Origin of the sequence: Pseudohongiella sp. O18, assembly GCF_021729085.1 — a bacterium.
Lineage (GTDB): Bacteria > Pseudomonadota > Gammaproteobacteria > Pseudomonadales > Pseudohongiellaceae > Pseudohongiella.
In genome coordinates, this window is sequence record NZ_JAJSAR010000001.1 from 276786 (window position 1) to 295687 (window position 18902).

Consider the following 18902-nt stretch of genomic DNA (forward strand, 5'->3'; position numbering starts at 1 on the left):
CCTGTTTTACCTGTACATCAATCGCAGAGCAAAGTAATCGTATGTCTTAGAGCCGGCCAGTTATTCGCAAACGGCTGTTCCAGTACCCGTAGCCGAAATAAACCAGCATGCCGAGTGCAGTCCAGCTCATAAACAGCTCCCAGTGTACGCGGAAGGGTTGCCAGAACAGGTATAGGCAGGCGGCGACACCGAGCGGACAAATGATACCGGCCGCCGGCACCCGGAATGGGCGATAGAGCTCAGGACGTGTGTAACGCAGGATCAGGACACCAGCCGATACGGTCGCAAATGCCAGCAAAGTACCCATCGACACCAGCTCACCCAGCAGACCGATCGGTAGAAACCCGGCCAACAGACAGGCAATGCCACCGACAACGACAGTGCCAACATAAGGCGTGTGGTATCTGCGATGGACCTTGCCAAAAACCCTGGGTATCAGTCCGTCATTGGCCATGGTGTAGAAGATGCGTGGCTGCGCCATCAGCATCACCAAGATTACCGAGGACAGGCCTGCGATCGCGCCGAGTTCCACCAGCACGCGCAGCCACAGCAGGCTGGGATAGGCCTGCAGTGCGGTCGCAACGGGTTCGGGTGTACCCAGTTGCTGATACGGCAGCATGCCGGTCAGCACAGCACACACGATAATGTAAAACACGGTGCAGATCGCCAGTGAGCCCAGGATTCCGATGGGCATATCTCGCTGTGGGTTTATGGCTTCAGCGGCGGCGGTAGAGACGGCGTCAAAACCTATGTAGGCAAAGAATACAATCGCCGCCGCACGCACCACGCCATCCATGCCAAAACGGCCGGGGCCTTCATTGTCCGGGATAAACGGAACCCAGTTATCCGGGTTGACGAATTGCAGACTGAAGGCGACGAACAGGAGGATGACGCCAACTTTAATGGTCACAATAATCGTGTTCATAAAGGCCGACTGTCGGATGCCGATGTAGCATAGCGTCGAGATAGCCACGACAATAAACACGGCCGGCAGATTGAACAGCGCACCCGTGCGCGTGAACTGCCCTTCGGTGACGGTAAAGGTGGAAGTCGCCAGCGCCTCAGGCAAAGGAATACCGAGCGTGCCCAAAAAGCTGTTCATGTAACCCGACCAGCCCACAGCAACCGCGGCAGCGGCGAAGAGATATTCAAGCACCAGACACCAGCCAATAAACCAGGCGACAAACTCGCCCAGCGTGGCGTAGGAGTATGAATAGGCACTGCCTGAGACTGGCATCATCGACGCAAATTCTGCGTAGCAGAATCCAGCCAGCGCGCAGGCGACACTGGCCATGAGGAAACTCAACATGATTGCCGGGCCGGCGTGTAAAGCAGCCGCCTGCCCGGTCAGTACGAAGATACCGGCGCCGATGACACCACCAATACCAAGCATCACCAGCTGGGTCGCGCTTAGCGTGCGCCTGAGCGTCACCTCGCCTTCCAGGCTGCCTTCGACAGGCTCACCGGCATCTACGTGTGGTGCTGCTACAATCGGCTTGACCCGCAACATTCCCATGAACATTACACTGCGCTCCCATTGTATCGAGACTGAACTCGCGTCGTGAAAAATTGCTAACTGCCCATTCGCAATAAATAGTTTCACGCAAGAAAATCAGGGGTCTGTCTCTTTCACTTGAATGTCATACCCTGCGATGATGGACAAAGCCACACCGACAGATGGAAGCAACGTAAATTGAAGGCAAAAAGATTCTTGATGATAGTTACACAAGGACTGTGTTCTGCGTATACCAGGCCAAACTATGGATGACTGGCGGGCCTGGTTGCCATTGATGATTGGCTAGCGCAGATTATCTGTGGTGTCTGACAAAAACAATCCCCGCTGCAAAATATAAATACTGCTGCTCTCAACCTGCGCGCTTGGGCTGTTTTTCGCTGCGCATTGCTTTTGCATGTCGGGATGGTAAAGTCTCAAGACCCTGATCTTTTTATCCAGCATCAACACAATTACAAGAAGAGAAATGCCATGAAATCTCCCTGCGGGACGCACCTGATAACCCTCTTTGTACCGACTGCAGCGCTATTAGCGCTTGCCAGCCTGCCAGCGCAAGCCCAGCCCTCACTGACCGAAATCGCTCGCTGCGAGGCGCTGCAGGAGCTGCGCGATATGACCATCCTGAACGCAGACATACGGGCCAATTCCGCCGATGGCGCGAGTTATTGTTATGTGCGCGGCATCATCTCGCCAGCTATTCATTTTCATGTGCAGCTGCCCTTGCAGCAAAACTGGAACGGCCGCTTTTTGCAGTGGGGTGACGGTGGTAAGGACGGCGATCTTGATTTTGCGCCGCAGCGGCTGGCGGAGGGTTATGCGGTGGCCAACAGTAATCTCGGCCATGACAGTGGCGTCGAGCCGGGAGCATCATTCGCTTTCAACAACCGTCAGGCAGAGATCGACTTTGGCTACCGTGCCGTGCACCTGACAGCCGCCGCAGGCAAGCGTCTGGTCGCAGCGTACTACGGCAGGCGGCAGGACTATTCCTACTTTGAGGGCTGCAGCCAGGGCGGTCGCCAGGGACTGATGTCGGCCCAGCGTTTCCCGGATGATTTTGACGGCATCGTTGCCGGAGCACCGGCATTCAACTATCAGGGCCTGAATGCTGCCGGCACCTGGAACCTGCAGCGCATGTTCCGTGACGGATTGGCCGGCAACCTGGCAGTGGACACCGATGGCGATGGCAGCTTTGACAGCCTTGCCCTGATGGATGTATTGCACAATCAGGTACTGGCTCAATGTGACGCGCTGGACGGCATACGTGATGGACTGGTGAGCGATCCGCTGGCCTGTACCTTCGAACCGACTGCCGATCTCGCCGGCCTGATGTGTCCCTCCGATACTGCTTCCGACCAGTGCTTCACGCCAGCCCAGTTACAGACCATCAGCGACTTCTACAATGGCCCGCGTGATGACTCCGGACGTCAGGTGTATCCAGGCAAGATGCTGGGCTCCGAACCACAATGGGCTGGCTACTACATTCCCTGGCAGGGTAATGATATGGCACCGGGAAAACTCACCGGCGTCGCCGTAGACCACATGAATTATCTGTTCTACGAAGTGGACCCCGGCATCGCCGTGCCCGATCTGCGCGATATTGACTATGAACCAGACACTGATGCCGTAATACCGGAATTCCACTGGTTTCACTGGGATATCAATGATTTCCATTCAGGTGCCGGCGAACTGATGAAATCCATCACCGACGCCAATGATCCCGACCTGCATCGCTTTGTCAGGGGCGGCGGCAAACTGATTCTCTATCACGGGCTGATGGACACGCTGATCGTTGCCACTGACACGATCGATTATTACCAGCAGGTGGTGGACACCACCTTCGCTGGTAGTCTGGCTGAAGCGCAGGCACATGCGCGACTCTACCTGGCACCTGGCATGGGTCACTGCGCCGGCGGACCCGGACTCAACAATTGGGACAAACTGGCGCCTCTGGTGGAATGGGTGGAGAATGGACATGCCCCGGAAAGCATCATCGCCACCCACGAAACCGACGGTCTGGTGGATAATGAACGACCTCTCTGCACCTACCCGCAACAGGCCCATTACATAGGCCCGGCGGAGGGTGCGGATGAGCCTGCCAACTGGGTAGCGGCCAACTTTGAGTGCCGCATAAGATGAGAAACTCTCCACTTAAGGTGCTGATCGATACCCTGCCACAGGTCGGTCGTGTTGAATGGATCGGGCTACGCCCGGGACGCGACGCAGAAATGGTCCCGGTGGCTCGAGTGCACGCAGCGCCCGATAGTGGCCTGGAGGGCGACCGCTACCAGGGCCGCAAAGGCGGCAGTGGAAAGCGCCAGGTCACATTGATCCAGCATGAGCACCTTGCAACTATCGCTGCACTGGCCCACAAACCGTCAGTGACAGCGGAAATGCTGCGACGCAATGTAGTGGTATCAGGCATCAATCTGCTTGCATTAAAAAGCAAAACATTCCGCATTGGCGAGGCAATTCTTGAGTATACCGGCCCCTGTGATCCCTGTAGCAAAATGGAAGCTCTGCTTGGCCCAGGCGGATACAACGCCATGCGGGGCCATGGTGGCATCACGGCCCGTGTGCTGCAAGAGGGTCACATCGCAGTCGGCGATGAACTCAGAAGCAGCACTTTTAAGACCCCAGCCGATAACGCAACTTGATCACGAACTGATCAACGATCCGGTCATTCCAGGACTGCTCGAACAGTTCCTGGAACTCGAACAGACTGTTACGCGGCAGGTTGGAGCCACGGGTGTAGACGATAAACAGATCAGACAGGGGCGCGATCTCCCAACGATAGCGTGCCTGGAAGGTCAGCCGTGAGATCACGAAATCGTCCGGCTGGTTATCGGGGTTGGCCGTTGGTATGAGCTGCCCGTCCCTCTCTGTATTGACCCGGTAAAAACGGTCTTCAAACGCCTTGAGCGCTGTCCACTGAGTGCTGATGCGTATCTGTTGCTTGGCCGTGATGAAGTAATCCACCTCCAGTCGTGGCGCCCACTGGTGCGCCTCAAAGCTGGTGTATTGGCCTGCACCGCGATGCACCAACAACGCTTCGCGATCCGTGTAGCTCAGACTCAGATCAACGGAGAAGCGATCCACTGGCCGCCATGCGACGCCAGCACGGCCCTGTACTTGTGTGGAACCAAGGTCCTCAGGATCTACGTTCAAGCCGAGATTGTAGGAAAGCGACTGGGCGCGATCGGTTTCATAGCTGATACCCGCCCCGTAACGGACAGGCAACTGGAATGCCCCGGTCCCGCGGCCCAGGCGATCGTCGTATCGCGCCGGGAAATACAGCAGCGACAGATTCAGGCTGTTGTTGTCCAAAAACGTATAACCACGTTGCAGTGCGGCTCGCAGCCTCACCGGCAGACCGTCGGTGTTCCATTCATTGGTGGCGATAAAACCAGTCGTACGGTTGCGCAGACCCGGAATGTCAGACTCGTTTACAAAGTAGTTGTAAGAGAGGTTCATCTGATCGTTTCGGGTCAGGAACCCAAGTTCATTGATGTCCAGCTTGTCATCGATCCAAGTGGCGTTAATGCTGTGCTGTTTACCGCGTTCCGGACGATAGCTGACGTCTCCCAGGAAACCCACGCCGCTAACGCCGCTGGTATCACTGTGCATGAACTGTGTGTCGACTATCCAGCGGTTGTCGCGGGAAAAATAGTGCATGTCCACAGCGTTGACTACAGAGTCAATATCGGGATGTTCTACCGTGGTGCCCATCCAGCCAATCGCGCGGCGTCCACCCCCGCTTGTATCTTCATACAGCAGGCGCGCGACACCAAAATCGCGGCCTTTTGCCTGCACGGTCACCGGCGTGCCATCTGGCAACGTACCCGGGATTTCAGGATCATCCTCAGACGCGAACAGCGTGCCGTACTGCCACTTCCCGATCTGGCCAGTGTATTTGACAGCACCCAGCAGCTCGGTGGGCCGGCTGACATCGGTTGGCAAAACATTCACATTGCCGGGAATATCGAAACCGGCAGCACCGCCAATACGCCGGGTATTTAGAATCTGGATCGGACCGCCAGGACCACCACCGCCGCTGGAGCGCGGATGGGTATTGAATATGTCCTGACCTTCCAGGAAGAATGTACGCTTTTCCGGAAAGAACGTCTCAAACGCAGTCAGGTTGACCACCACGTCATCCGATTCCACAGTACCAAAATCAGGGTTCAGGGTCGCTGACAACAGCGTGTTGCTGGTGGGGCGCCAGTAGATATCGGCACCAACCTTCGTATCAAGCTCGTCACGCAGACCATCGAAACCGGCTGCCGCGAACGGATAGAAGGTCAACTGGCGTCGTGGCTCAATATCCTCGAGCTCATAACGTTCGAACGCCGACAGAAATTGATTGACGGTACGTGGCAGAGGCGGCGAAGACCAGGTCTCCCCGCCAAGATGACCTATCTGGCGCTCATAATAAAAGCCGATCTGCCGTGACCCGTCCGCCGCCTGGGGCAAAGGCATCATGGCCCAGGGGATGAAGTACTCCACGCTCCAACCGTTTTCAAGCGCCTGGGTACGGGCATTCCAGGAACCATCCCACTGCAGGTTCAATTGGCGCTCCGGCAGAACGGTGGCATCGGTCATCGAGTCGCCCAGATTGATGCGCAGGAAATAACCGTACTGGCCGCCCCCTGACGGGTCCAGGCCGACCACAAAACCGTCCCGATCCAGCTGTGTGTCGCGTGAAGTCATTCGCGCCACCAGCGTGTCAGCCGGCTGAAAATTCATGGCGCCAACGTAGATACCCTGTTCGGTATAGAAGGCGCGGATATGCGTTTCGTAGGGCACTTCCGCCAGTGTATCTGGATTGATCACCCGCATGCCGTCGACGTAGGGCAGATCATTCCAGACAGCCTCATCAAGAAAACCGTCCAGGTCTATATCGACCTGCTCCAGTCGTGGCAGCTGTGGGACGGATGGTTGGGCGTAACTACCGGCACCAGGAACCAGCGCACATAGCGTGAAAACAACAAGACTGGCAGGCAAAAGGTATCGATGCAGAGGGTTCATATTAGCTCTCGTAAGGACACATGATCTGTTTGTTTCTATTTTTATTGTTCAGATCAGGCCTTATACGAAGGCCTAATCGCTGCTGAACCGGCCAAACGGTTTTATACCTCGAGGTCTTGAAGTTATCGCAATGCGCAAGGAGGGCATAGTGAAGTTACAATATATTGCAACTCTCGCTAATCAAAATTGGAGCTTTTCAGTTTTTTGATCAAATCTCCCCTTTATTATTGAATTGGCGCACCAGCAGCTACTATCATTGATGCCATTCAGCAGCGCGGCACTCTACAACCCGGCAGGTTCAGTTGCACTGCGCAAATAATGTACAGGTTGAAGAGTCAGCACCTCTCTTCGCGACTAAGGGAATTTGTCGATGCGCTATATCCTTCTTTTTCTGCTGCTAATCCTTTGCCCCACGGCATTAATCGCACAGGACGTCTCACGCGAGGCCACCTTCGGAGAGATTTCGCTCTCGGCCGGCTTTGATGACGACCCACGCATCATCAGGGTGCTTGCCGGTGGCTCGGTAGAACTTTCCCAGTCTTCGCGTTTCGACTGTACAGGGTTCGTAAGCGAAGCGCCTGACTACCAGCTTGAATACGACACCACCGCCGCAGAGTTTGCCCTTAGTTTCTTTACAGACTCCGACGTCGATACTGTCCTTTTGATCAACACGCCTGATGGCGAGTGGCATTGTAACGATGACTACGGCGATGGGCTGGGTCTGGCTGCCGGCCTCACTTTTGAACAGCCATTGGCAGGCATCTACGACATATGGGTGGGTGTTTATGACGACGATGATAATTTTTCAGAGGCAGAGCTTTACATAACTGAGCTCACCGAATTGCTTTCGTTTGATTCCGAAGTCTCGGGCAGCATTGCAGAGACTGCCGGTCTTGAGCCAGAGCTCGCAGGATCTGGCACCGCGTTTGCAGTCACCACAGAAGGACATTTGCTGACAAACTATCACGTCATTGATGGGTGTCGTGCATTGACGTTCCAGCTACCCGGATCGATACCCGTCAATGCTGAGGTGCTGGCAACCAACCAGAGCTTTGATCTAGCGCTACTCAAGACCGATATCTCCACTGATGCTACGCTATTTCAGAGTCAACGCCGCGTTCGGCTGGGCGACGACATCGTTGTTTATGGCTTTCCACTATTGGGAGATCTTTCCTCTCAGGGCAACCTGACCAGCGGTGTTGTCAGCGCACTTTCTGGGTTGAATGACGATTTGTCCACCTTCCAGATTTCAGCGCAAATTCAGCCTGGCAATAGCGGAGGCCCAGTATTCGATCGTTACGGTGCCGTCGTTGGCGTAGTGGTTTCAACGGCAAATCAGGATTACTTTGCTCAACAATCCGGAAACATCCCGCAGAATGTAAACTTTGCCATTACCGCTGATATCTCCCAGAATTTTTTGCGAAGCAACAATATCGGCTATCAGAGCTCGGAACTATCAGCCGAAATGCGAACCGCTGATATTGCTGAGAAAGCTCAATCAACAACCGGAGCACTTCTCTGTTATCGATAACGGCCTGCCCCCATGTAAACTGCAACTCCCGCACTGAATTATCCAGCATCCACATCTTGGCGACGTTTCAGTCACATTCTCGCTGCTAACCTCCCTGTGTCATCAATCAGATACAGTGGACCCCTGGAGGTATAGCGGTATGAGCAGTCTGAGAAGACGGTTAGATCAGGTATTGTGGATGGCCCTGTTGGCGCTGCTTATGGGGCTTCCACTTGCCAGCCATGCGGCGGAAGCCCCTGGTGCGCTTACAATCATTGTCAATGACGTGGTCACGGAGCGGCCAGTTCCAACCGTGCAGCTCACCCTTACGGAAAGGGAAACCGGTGCCACACAGTCTGTGCAAACCGACTCGCAAGGTCGGACGGTCATTGAACAGCTCGACCCCGGCCTCTACTCAGTGAATCTTGCTAAAGATGGCTTTATCTCCGTCTACGAACCCAGCATACGTGTCGTGACACGCAAAAACACCAGGATTGAATTTGAGCTCCGGGAGGCTGTCGCCGTTCAGGAAGTCGTGGTTCAGGGGCGTCAGGCAGATGCCTACGCCTCTGCCAGCAGCACCTACCTCGACAGGGAAGCGTTGCGAAGTGCTGTAGGCGGCGGTGCCGACCCCCTACTCTCTCTGGATGGCCTGCCTGGCCTGGCATCCGCCAGTGAATTTGCCAGCTTCAGTGTGCGCGGCCGCGGACCAAGAGATAACCTGTTGTTTGTTGATGATTTACCATTTGATAAAGCGATACACTTTGATGCAACGCTGGGTGAGGAAGAAGATGTCGGTGGCGGTGGTCGATTCTCGATTTTTGCGCCCAATGTCATCAGTGGCGCAGAGTTTTCACCCGGTGGATGGGGTGCGGCCTATGGCGGTCGTGCAGCCTCCCTGCTAAAGCTGGAAGTTGCCGATGGTAACCCAAGCCCGTCAGCCAGCCTGCGCTTTGACCTGGCTGGTTTCGAGGTGGGTTATGACGGCCCTGCTGGCATCACTGAGGATTCCACTTTGCTGGTATCGGCCCGGCGCCTGGACTTCGGGGCCCTGTTCGAAACGATCGAGGAACTGGACATTGGTGAGCCGGTATTAAGGGATTTCATCGTAAAGTCTGTCATACCCCTCAGTCAGGACAACACTCTGGAGGTGCTGCTGATCGATACACACGAAGATTATACCCGCGATGTGACACACGTTTTTGCCTCGCCCAATTTCGAGGATGCGGCACTGCAGGACTCTGAGCAGGATAGTGATTTGTACGGCCTGACATTGCGGACTCTGATTGGTGCGCAGTCGGTGTGGACCAACCGGGTTTACTACCGTAGCAGCGACAAGATCAGCTCAGAGGGCGAATCTTTCCCGGATCTTGTTCCTGAAGGGTCGCCGGCTTCCAGTTTTCCGGTGCGCGAAGACATCATCACTATCGGCGAGGGTGAGACCGAGACGGGCTGGCGTAGCGACTTCGAAACTGTCAACCAGTGGGGCGTGTTCAGTGCCGGCATACGAGCAACACAGATCGAGTTGGACTACGACACCATTCTGGACGGCGATTGGATCCGTTTTGTTTACGACGACGATGATTTCAGGCCCGATCCCGATCAGAAATACATCGTGCTTACACCTGCCAACATAAACTCGTCGCTGAATCAGAAAGAGACGAATTATGCGGCTTACCTGGAACAGGTTTTTGAAAGCGGCGCCTGGGATTTCCGCACCGGTCTGAGACTGGAGCGAGACGGTTTTGCGGACGAAAGTTTTGCATCGCCAAGGTTCAGCGTCAACTGGCGGCCAGACAATGCGATCAGATATTTTGCGACTGCCGGAGTATTTCATCAGTCGCCACGCTATCTGGAACTTGCCGCCAATGAATCCAACAAGCTTGAGACTGAAGAAATCATTCACAGCAGTGTCGGTCTGGAATATTTTCCTGACAATAACTGGTCAGTGCTGGTTGAAGCCTATCATCAAAGCCTGGACAAGCTGGTGGTAGACCTTGATCGTGCGAACGGAACCTTCGCGAACCTCGGCGACGGTACATCGTATGGCGTCGATACTGTCTTGACCGGCACCATACGCGAAGGCATCTATGCTACCGCCACCTACTCTTACAACGATGCGGTTGTCGACCGGAAAGATGGCCGCGGTGATGTTGTTGACGAATTCAATCGCGAACATGTTGCTACGCTGGGCCTGACCTGGGAAATCAGCGACCGCTGGAAAGTCGCCGGTCGCTACAAATACCTTTCCGGCAGACCGGACGACAGATTTATTATTCACTCGGACGTACTGGGCGATGGCCAGCCGCTACGCTACTCAAAAGAAATTACCGAACGCAATGTCGGCCGTACTGACGGCTCGGGTTTGTTGAATGTCCGTGTGGACTATCGGCGCGCATTCGGGCCTATTGATGTCACCGCTTTTCTTGATGTCATCAACGTCACGGCGGCATCATCTGGTGATGACACAGAGTTTGACTACCGCCGTGGTGTCCAGGTGCAGGACGATAGCGAAGCCGAGCCGCTAATTGGCCTGCGACTGGATTACGCCTGGTAAAAGAGGAATAGTAGATGGTAAATGTGCTGAACGAAGCACCGGTCCGAGTGTTGGTTGTCGAAGACAACCGCGACATTTGTGAGAATATTGCCGAGTACCTAGAACAGCACAGCTATATCCTGGATTTTGCCTACGATGGGATAAGCGCCATGCATCTGGCTTTGACGAATCCATTTGATGTCATTGTTCTGGATCTGATGCTGCCAGGGATGGATGGCCTGAGTTTCTGTCAAAAGCTGCGCGCTGAAGCACACCTGGAAACACCAGTGCTGATGCTGACCGCGAGAGACACTCTGGACGATAAACTGAAGGGTTTTAAGGCAGGCGCCGACGACTATCTGATAAAGCCCTTCGCATTGCAGGAGCTGCAAGCGCGACTGCAGGCCTTGTACAAACGTGGTCATGGACGGTCTGTAAGACTGCTTACAGTAGGTGACCTGACCATGAACAAGTCCACACTGCAGGTACATCGTGCAGGACAGCAAATCGATCTTACGCCTGCTGGCATGCGACTGCTGCAACGCCTGATGCAGGAGGCGCCATCGGTAGTGCCTCGTGAAAGTCTCGAAACACTGTTGTGGGAGGATGAACGCCCTGATGGTGATGCCCTTCGTTCACACATGTATAAACTGCGTCAGGCCATCGATAGACCGTTCTCCAGCCAGCTTATTCATACTGTGCATCGCATCGGCTACCGCATTGCAGAAGGTGATAAATAGTGTACCGTTACAGTTTACGCCAGCGTGTCGCAATCGCCTTTGCCGTGTGTGTTGCCGTTCTAAGCGTGGTCTGGGGCCTGGCTTTCTTTTCAGCAATCCGGCTGAGTGAAGACCGTGTAATGACACGTCAGCTACAACGTGCCGCAGAGAATTACCCTAATCTTACAACAAACCTTCGGGGCTACGAAGACGTTGATAGCCTGCCCGAATCTCTCCACCAATGGGCACAGAGCAACCCCGCTGAGGGCTTGCATGAGTTCCCTGCCGAGCAGCTGCATGTCGCAGTAGTCGCCGTCGACAATGAACAGCAAAAAGCGTTTGTGGTTTTTGACGTCGCTGGCATCGAAGCCGCGTCATCGGAGGACTGGTTGTGGCTGCTATTAATCACCAGCGTTGTAGGTACTCTCGGTGCTCTTGGTTTCAGCCTCGGCGTTTTTGTAATGCGCCGGGCCGTTGCCCCGGTCGTGCAACTCGCCGAGGTGGTCGCTGATATTGACCCTGAAAAACTATCCGCCGAAGACCACAAACGCATCGCATCTGGCCGCTTCGGCGATGATGAGGTGGGTGTGCTCGCCAGAACCCTCGAAAAAACACTTGAGCGTATCAGTGCCTTTGTCGAGCGTGAAAGATACTTTACCGATTCAGCAAGCCATGAGCTGCGAACGCCGATTACCGTGATTACAGGAGCGCTTGAACTGCTGGAAAAAAGCGAGCTGAAATCCAGCGATGCAAAAGCTCTGGATAGAATCAGACGAGCAACCCGCGACATGAAGGCTACCATCGAAATGTTTTTGTGCCTGGCTCGCGAAACCGATGACGGCCTGTATGACGAACAGTTTCTGGTAGTACCGCTGGTGAGTCAGGCTATGGATCAGCAGCAATACCTGCTGCGCGGCAAGCTCGTTGATGTTGAAGTCGATGATCTGTCAAATCCAAGAGTCTACGGCCACCCGCAGGCTTTTTCTATCGCGGTCAACAATCTGGTTCGCAATGCCTTCGAGCACACGCTTGGCGGGCAGGGTCCCATCAAGATTCTCATCAAAGAGCGCGAGCTGTTTATTACCAATGAGCTAAGCACTGGCCTGGATGATCGACACTCGCAAACCGAAGCGTCACCAGGCAACGGCTACGGGCTGGGCCTGGGTATTGTTGAACGGCTTTGTGAACGCAATGGCTGGACTTTCACCCTGCATGCTGATGAAGTGCGAGTAGCTGCTCGCCTTTCGTGGTGAACAGCTTGTTCGCGCCAAGGGCGTGGACCTCCATCTGATTCCTCTAATCCCCTCGAAGGAAGCCCGCTTCTTCCACTGCCCGAATCAAGTATTGTTATAGGTAGATAGGCTCGCAATTTACGACAGCGCGAACAGCGTTGTAGCCATATACGAATTCATCAGCCATCGTCGCCGTGACTCTCCAGCCGTTACCCCACGGCGAGCTGTCGGACAATGCACCTGAGTAACCGCTATATCCTTGATAATACATTAAACCGCCGCCCCCGGTAGCGCGCCAGCCATTCGGGCACATGGCAGTTGAGTAGCCATACTCACTGTAAGAGGCATTTCCAAACCAGCTAAATGAGCCGTAGGCCACTACGCGTGGAACAAATAATGTGCCGCCCCCTTGGTCATCATATTCACAGAGAAAACTGCCATCAGGGTTAATGACACGGAGGGAAGTGCCGGGCGAGCAGGACCCGGTTAGTACGTCCTGTTTTTGCGCCAGTTCAGCGGATAGCGCATCAAGCTCAGCCTCCAGCGCATCGATGTCTCCCGCATTGCTGTCGATTTGACTCTGCAGACTGTCAATCTCGCTTTGTATAACATCAATATCGGTCTGTATCGCCAGGATAGAGGCGTCGTTGCTGGCAGCCAATGCATCCAGCGCAGCGTTACTTGCATCTATCTGCTCCTGCAATGACTGGAAACTACGACCATTTTCGGCCCCATTAGATCCTGGTGCGTTCTTTTGAGCGTTCACGACAGGTGCCGCTAACGCGAAAACAACAGCCAGCCCAAGCGTTTTTTGGTATTTAGTAATCATCGTTATTCCTCATCTTTATAATTATCATTCTCGAAAATATTACTTTTACCATTTGATATTTTTAAGATGTATAACGGTCGAATATACGCCGAATGCAATATACTCCCGCCCGACATAACTCAGAGTAAACCTTTTGGGCAGATATGCAACGAAATCGTCAATTTTTTGACGTATTATTACATTAAACAGAAATACCATGTCATTCAGCAAGCTATCTGTCGTTTTTGAAGAGCAGCACTATAATATCAAAGTCAAATTCATATAAATTTGATTCCAATTTGTTGAATCACAGTTCACTTACGTTGCGGACAGTGAATCAAAAACTTTTCAGCGGACCATAATGACTCAGGTTCATCGGACGACAAGCGCTGCCTCAGCTTGGACTGCGACTCCTCGAATCATTTTTTGAAGATAGCCTTTTCCCTTCTCCAGCGGTACCGCAGGCAAAGGTAGAAGCTCACAACTATTTAGAGATTCCCAGCAGTTTTATTTCAAGCACTATAAACTGCCCGGATATAATGTCGGCAAGATGGGCGTAGCGATATATGTGCCACCCGGCCCTTTCCTGAACAGAAATACCAACGATTCGCCGCTTTATTGCAGCGCAGGATGCCGATCAGCCAAACAAAGCGATCTAGCCGATTGCCCACATGGCTAATCGGCATGTTTGCTCGAGCAGACCACTCTGTTGCGGCCCAGGCGTTTGGCGTTGTACAAAGCAATATCTGCCTGACGCACTAACTCATCCGCGGCAGAGCCCGCCGTTGGAACCATTGTGGCCACACCTATGCTGATGGTGACAACACCAGCATCGGCCAGGCGATGCTCAATCTGCAGTCTCTCCACTTGAGACCGCATCTGCTCTGCAATTGTTGCCGCATCTTCTTCGGTACAGAATGAGAGAATGACGCAAAATTCCTCGCCACCGTAGCGAGCAGCCAGATCAGTTGCTCTGTGAATGCGCGTTTTCAAGACGCCAGCAATACGGCGCAGACAATCATCGCCCTGTTGATGACCGTACTGGTCGTTGTAAAGTTTGAAGTAATCGACATCCAGCATCAGTACCGACATTGATTGTGCGGTACGCGCAGAGTGCGCCCACTCAGCGGCCAGTACATCGTCGAATCGACGCCGGTTGGCCAGGCCAGTCAGCCCGTCAGACAAGGACAGAGTTTCCAGCCTGCCATTTACCCGCTCAAGCTCAGTTGCCTTTTGCTCAAGCTCTTTTACGGCTTCCTCCGCCCTGCGGTTACTTGCCTGCAACTCCTCTTCCCGCCTGCTTGCCTCCAGGGCCATTTGGCGGAACTGATGGACCGCGCTTCCAAGTCGGCCGAGCTCGTCATTGCCCTCTGTCGGCATCGGCACATCGTAGCGGCCGGCAGAAAGGTTTAGCAGCGTATCACTGAGATCTGTCAACCGGGGTACAAGGCGGCGCAGCACATGCAGGTAAAAGAATGCGACAAGACCGGCCAGGCCCGCACCAGTGATAATCAGCAACCACAGCTGGGATCTGCTGTTGGCGGATGTTGCCATATCCGCAGCCTGGTCTATTTGACCAAGCCTGTTGTCGACCAGCGCAGCGATGGCAAGATCAACACGGGCAATAATCTGCTGGTTCTGTTGATTCAGTGCTTCGCCGTTAGCAAGCAGATTCAATTCGCGCTGACGAAGACCAACCAATCCGTCTGGCGACAGACTTGATGCACGCAGCGCTACAAACTGTCGACTTAATGTGCCCGTTACATCAGGTGGCAATTTCTCGAGTGTTTCGCTGGCTATCTGAAGCCTGTGGTTTATTATCTGCTCGGTAACCGCAAGTGAGGCCAGGGTTCGATCCTGTGTAGCAGCCATTAACCGACTGCCTATAGACTCCACTTCTGCATAGAATCGCGATAACGGAATTAGCGGAACCGTATTGCCAGACATGCGCGCGATCTGCTCTACAGGCGGTGAAGGCCGCTGCATCAGAGCATTGATGACGTCACTGTCGGCCTCCAGAATCCTGACCCTGAACGTCAACTCCTGCTGGAAAGCCTGCAAATCGGCAATCAATTCAGTGCGGGCTCGCTGCTGAGCATCAATTAAACTCAATCGTTCATCGACCAGCGACTTCAAACTGTCCAGATTCTGATTGAGCTCTGCAACCTGCGTGATGATATCCGCCACGTCAGGCGATTCTGTGACACCTGTTAACTCGCCCAGCGTCCGCTCCAGTATCTGCTGTGCCGACGCCACACGCTGAAACGCCAACTGCTGGTCTGCAGCAGTGCGCACCGTAATCAGCGAAGCGCCACTGGTCGCTAGCGCATCCGCTGCCCTGGCGGCCCGAAAAGTGGCCAGAGTCACGGGTAACTGCTCTTCCAGAATCTGCGTGACACTGCGCGACATGGCGGCGCTGGTGCTCAGCGCCGTGATCATCACGACGACCATGAACAGTGCCATCGCCGCAAAACCAACCAGAAAGCTGTTGCGAATACCCAGGCCCTTGAATTTGCCCCACAGACTGGGGTTGCCGCGCGGCGCGGCCTCTTCCTCACTCGATGGCGACACGTTGCCCATCCTGCCAGACATACCAGGAGAATGGCTCGTATTCGGTCTGGATGTCTCCTTTGTCATTAAAACTGATTCGACCGAGCACGGTATCCAGTGGTGCCGAACGGATTGCTGCCGCCACCGCAGCTGCTTCCAGACTGTCTGCACGTCTTACGCCTTCAAACCAGATTTCGGTGGCTGCATAGGCGAGCAGGGTATAACCATCTGGTTCCATTCCCTGTGCACGAATCGCCGCGTTTGCCGCCCGTGAAAGATCGTTTTCAATCTGCCTGGCCGCATCGGAGGGAGAGGTGAACGCGACACCATCGCCTGCTGGGCCAGCAGTCTCGGTGTAGATCGGAGAGACCAGGGTGTCACTGCTTATGATCTCAAACGGTGCTGCCATCTGCCGCGCCTGGCGCACAAACACACCACTGTCCAGCGCCCCACCGACCAGATAGACAACGTCTACCTGGTTATCGATCAACTGCATGATCTCGTCCAGATAGGATGTCGCCGAGGCTGAGGTTTGCAGCACAAACGCCGGGCGCACACCGCGGCGGGCCAGGCTCTCGATGGCACTCTGGGTTAGTCCCATTGAATAATCACTTTGATAACGCAGTATACCAATGCGCCGATCTCCATAATCACGAGCAAGTTTTTCAGCGGCCATTTCACCTTGCAGGTCATCGCGCCCGATCACTCGAAAAATACTGCCTATACCCATTTCCGTCACCAGAGGCGCCGTCGATGATGGCGTGATCTGCAAAACACCATGGCGGGCGTAGACTGGAGCGGACACAACTGTAGTGGCTGAACAGGAATGCCCGATGACCACATGGGGAGGATTCTGAACCAGACTCTGCGCGACACTTTCGGCAATGGTCCTGATGCAGCTGTCATCATGCTCTGACACACGTACCGGTCGTCCAAGCAGTGCCCCATCGTCCAGTGATGCCAGCGCAGCGTACACACCGGCCCGGAACTGCATACCTATCGAGAAGCTGGTACCAACCAATGGGGCGACAATCGCCAGTTCAATGGATTCGGCTTGCGGATCAGGCTGTTGCGCCGAAACTGTTGGCTGCAACACGACTACCGAGGCCAGCGAAACCAGACAAACACAGGCCGTGGCAAAGCTTCTAAAATTATTCACTACACTACCCGAAATAAGACGAAAAACCATGATTAACACCAGCTTATCGGCGCGTATCAGATAATATTTACGCTATTCAACTTAAATATGGGCGCCTGCAATCAGTACGTCAAGCCGAATTGCTTCGGATATTGATCAAACGCAGGCTGAAACGGATTTCCTCAACACTCTGGGATATCGCTAATAATTGATGACCAGTATTCAATGCGCTTATAGTAGAAGGCTTATTAACTGCCTCGCCTGCCATATCAGGGCAACTCTGACTAATGTCCAATCAACGTTTGCCATCGCTGAACTTAATTCGAGTATTTGAAACTGCGGCACGTCGTCTTAGCTTTAAGGATGCTGCGGATGAGCTGTTTGTATCTCCGCCTGCTGTGAGCCATCAGATAAAAGCGCTTGAGGAGCATCTCGGCATTACCCTGTTCAAGCGGGAGAATCGCAAAATATCGCTAACCACCGAAGGCAAGCGCTATTATCTTCACATCAAACGCGGGCTTGACCTGATCGACAGTGCAACACTGGCTGTTCGCAAACAGAAAAAGAAGCGGCGTTTTGTTGTTAATACACTGCCCAATATTGCCAGCCTGCTGCTGTTCCCGAATATTCATGAGTTTCAATCCAGATTTCCGGAACTGAATATCCAGATTGACTCCGATATATCCCGAATCGACTTTGAGCACTCGGAGACAACAGTCGCCATTCGTCACGAATGTGGCAACGAGCCGGGACTAAGCTACCAGCCGCTGGTGCGAATTTCGCTGACACCGATCTGTAGCAAAAACTATCTGGAACAGCACCCAGGGTTACTTAAAGGCGATTTTAATGACTGCCGATTGATCAAGATCTCAGGAGATTCATATCAATGGCCCCGCTGGCAGACACAATGGAGTGCACACACCGAAACATCGGATGAGCTTGTTGTCAGCACGGTGGAGGCAAGTATCGCTGCTGTAAAAAATGATATCGGGGTAGCGATGGGATACCTGCCCACGTCCTATCAGTTCATGAACAATGATGAAACGCTGGTGCTGCCCCTGCCTGACAAGGTTACTCGCCACGGCGAGTGTTTTCTGGCATACCGCACGGACCATGCCGAGGACGAAGTCATCAACGCGTTTTATGAATGGGTAGGAAAGATTATTGCCCAGGAGTGGTCGGATAAGAAAAACTAACTCGAAGGCCGGTGTTTTTTCATTTGTCAGCCCCCTGTTCAGGGTGGAGAATCTTCGACAATCCCAGCCGAAAACGTGGTTAGTCGAATGCTCAGCAGAACAGGCAATAACGGTAATCAAGACCCGCAATCGCTGCCGCTTACACTTCGTGAGCAGGATGTTCTGCGGGTGCTGGCCCAGGGCAACAGCAACAAGAAAATCGCGCGAGTATTAAGCCTCAGCCCCCACACAGTGGATGGCTACGTAAAGGATATCTACAGAAAGCTGGGGGTCCACAACCGCTCAATGGCGACAGCCGTTGCGTTCCATTATGGCGTGCTGGAGGGTTTTCCACCTGCTCTGGAATTCCCCCTGCACGATCATTACCAACCCACGGCCTGACCATCCTTGCGATGATCTGAACCGGCTCGATAAACTCCATTAACCGGCGACAGTAAATCATCTGCTGCTGGCGGCATTGAGCCAGGAAGTGGCGTGAACAGAATGGCATTGTAGCCTCCGACAGCACTCCCATCGACGACACGTAGTTCATGTCCTTTACCGCGCAAGGCATTGCCGACCTGCATCAATAACTCACGCATCAAGAATGCCAAAGCAAATCTTTGACTGCGGACTACCACCTGCTGCGGCCCAGCTGATGGCAGTGGATGACAGAAGCAGCACAATGGCGCTAAT

General features: G+C 53.9%; 14 protein-coding genes. 8 read left to right on the forward strand and 6 right to left on the reverse strand.

Annotated elements, in window-relative coordinates; all coding sequences use genetic code 11:
* Window positions 1-46: 46 nt before the first annotated feature.
* Window positions 47-1522, reverse strand: a complete 1476-nt coding sequence (locus tag LVD14_RS01225) for an amino acid permease (protein ID WP_237132206.1) — start codon at window positions 1520-1522, stop codon at window positions 47-49.
* Window positions 1523-1984: 462 nt separating this feature from the next.
* Between LVD14_RS01225 and LVD14_RS01230 the strand changes: the two genes are divergently transcribed.
* Window positions 1985-3649, forward strand: coding sequence for a tannase/feruloyl esterase family alpha/beta hydrolase (locus LVD14_RS01230; RefSeq protein WP_237132207.1), 1665 nt, complete (start codon window positions 1985-1987; stop codon window positions 3647-3649).
* Window positions 3646-4167, forward strand: coding sequence for an MOSC domain-containing protein (locus tag LVD14_RS01235; RefSeq protein ID WP_237132208.1), 522 nt, complete (start codon window positions 3646-3648; stop codon window positions 4165-4167). Before LVD14_RS01230 ends, LVD14_RS01235 begins: the two co-directional genes overlap by 4 nt.
* Here LVD14_RS01235 and LVD14_RS01240 read toward each other — a convergent pair.
* Window positions 4139-6538, reverse strand: coding sequence for a DUF5916 domain-containing protein (locus tag LVD14_RS01240; protein WP_237132209.1), 2400 nt, complete (start codon window positions 6536-6538; stop codon window positions 4139-4141). The genes LVD14_RS01235 and LVD14_RS01240 overlap by 29 nt on opposite strands.
* 370 nt (window positions 6539-6908) lie before the next feature.
* Between LVD14_RS01240 and LVD14_RS01245 the strand changes: the two genes are divergently transcribed.
* The 4 genes from LVD14_RS01245 (at window position 6909) to LVD14_RS15520 (ending at window position 12556) form a co-directional block, all read left to right on the forward strand.
* Complete coding sequence (locus LVD14_RS01245; protein WP_237132210.1) at window positions 6909-8069, forward strand: S1C family serine protease; 1161 nt, start codon at window positions 6909-6911, stop codon at window positions 8067-8069.
* 139 nt (window positions 8070-8208) lie between these two features.
* A complete protein-coding gene (locus LVD14_RS01250) occupies window positions 8209-10605 on the forward strand; it encodes a TonB-dependent receptor (protein WP_237132211.1) in 2397 nt (798 codons plus the stop codon).
* Between the two features lie 14 nt (window positions 10606-10619).
* On the forward strand, window positions 10620-11324 hold the full coding sequence (locus LVD14_RS01255) for a response regulator transcription factor (RefSeq protein ID WP_237132212.1): 705 nt from the start codon (window positions 10620-10622) through the stop codon (window positions 11322-11324).
* Window positions 11324-12556 (forward strand): sensor histidine kinase, encoded by a 1233-nt coding sequence (locus LVD14_RS15520; protein WP_237132213.1) that lies wholly within the window; start codon window positions 11324-11326, stop codon window positions 12554-12556. Before LVD14_RS01255 ends, LVD14_RS15520 begins: the two co-directional genes overlap by 1 nt.
* Before the next feature lie 94 nt (window positions 12557-12650).
* Here LVD14_RS15520 and LVD14_RS01265 read toward each other — a convergent pair whose 3' ends face one another.
* From LVD14_RS01265 to LVD14_RS01275, 3 genes are all read right to left on the reverse strand, one after another.
* Window positions 12651-13364, reverse strand: coding sequence for a hypothetical protein (locus tag LVD14_RS01265; RefSeq protein ID WP_237132214.1), 714 nt, complete (start codon window positions 13362-13364; stop codon window positions 12651-12653).
* Window positions 13365-14018: 654 nt separating this feature from the next.
* On the reverse strand, window positions 14019-15914 hold the full coding sequence (locus tag LVD14_RS15525; protein WP_237132215.1) for a diguanylate cyclase: 1896 nt from the start codon (window positions 15912-15914) through the stop codon (window positions 14019-14021).
* Window positions 15898-17082, reverse strand: coding sequence for a branched-chain amino acid ABC transporter substrate-binding protein (locus tag LVD14_RS01275; RefSeq protein ID WP_237132216.1), 1185 nt, complete (start codon window positions 17080-17082; stop codon window positions 15898-15900). Before LVD14_RS01275 ends, LVD14_RS15525 begins: the two co-directional genes overlap by 17 nt.
* 236 nt (window positions 17083-17318) lie before the next feature.
* Between LVD14_RS01275 and LVD14_RS01280 the strand changes: the two genes are divergently transcribed.
* The gene (locus LVD14_RS01280) at window positions 17319-18227 is read left to right on the forward strand and encodes a LysR family transcriptional regulator (RefSeq protein WP_237132217.1); all 909 of its coding nucleotides are present in this window, start codon (window positions 17319-17321) and stop codon (window positions 18225-18227) included.
* An 87-nt stretch (window positions 18228-18314) separates the two neighbouring features.
* Complete coding sequence (locus LVD14_RS01285) at window positions 18315-18608, forward strand: helix-turn-helix domain-containing protein (protein ID WP_237132218.1); 294 nt, start codon at window positions 18315-18317, stop codon at window positions 18606-18608.
* Here the strand turns inward: LVD14_RS01285 and LVD14_RS01290 are convergent.
* Window positions 18590-18808 (reverse strand): hypothetical protein, encoded by a 219-nt coding sequence (locus tag LVD14_RS01290; RefSeq protein WP_237132219.1) that lies wholly within the window; start codon window positions 18806-18808, stop codon window positions 18590-18592. The two genes, LVD14_RS01285 and LVD14_RS01290, sit on opposite strands and share 19 nt — an antisense overlap.
* Window positions 18809-18902: the final 94 nt, after the last annotated feature.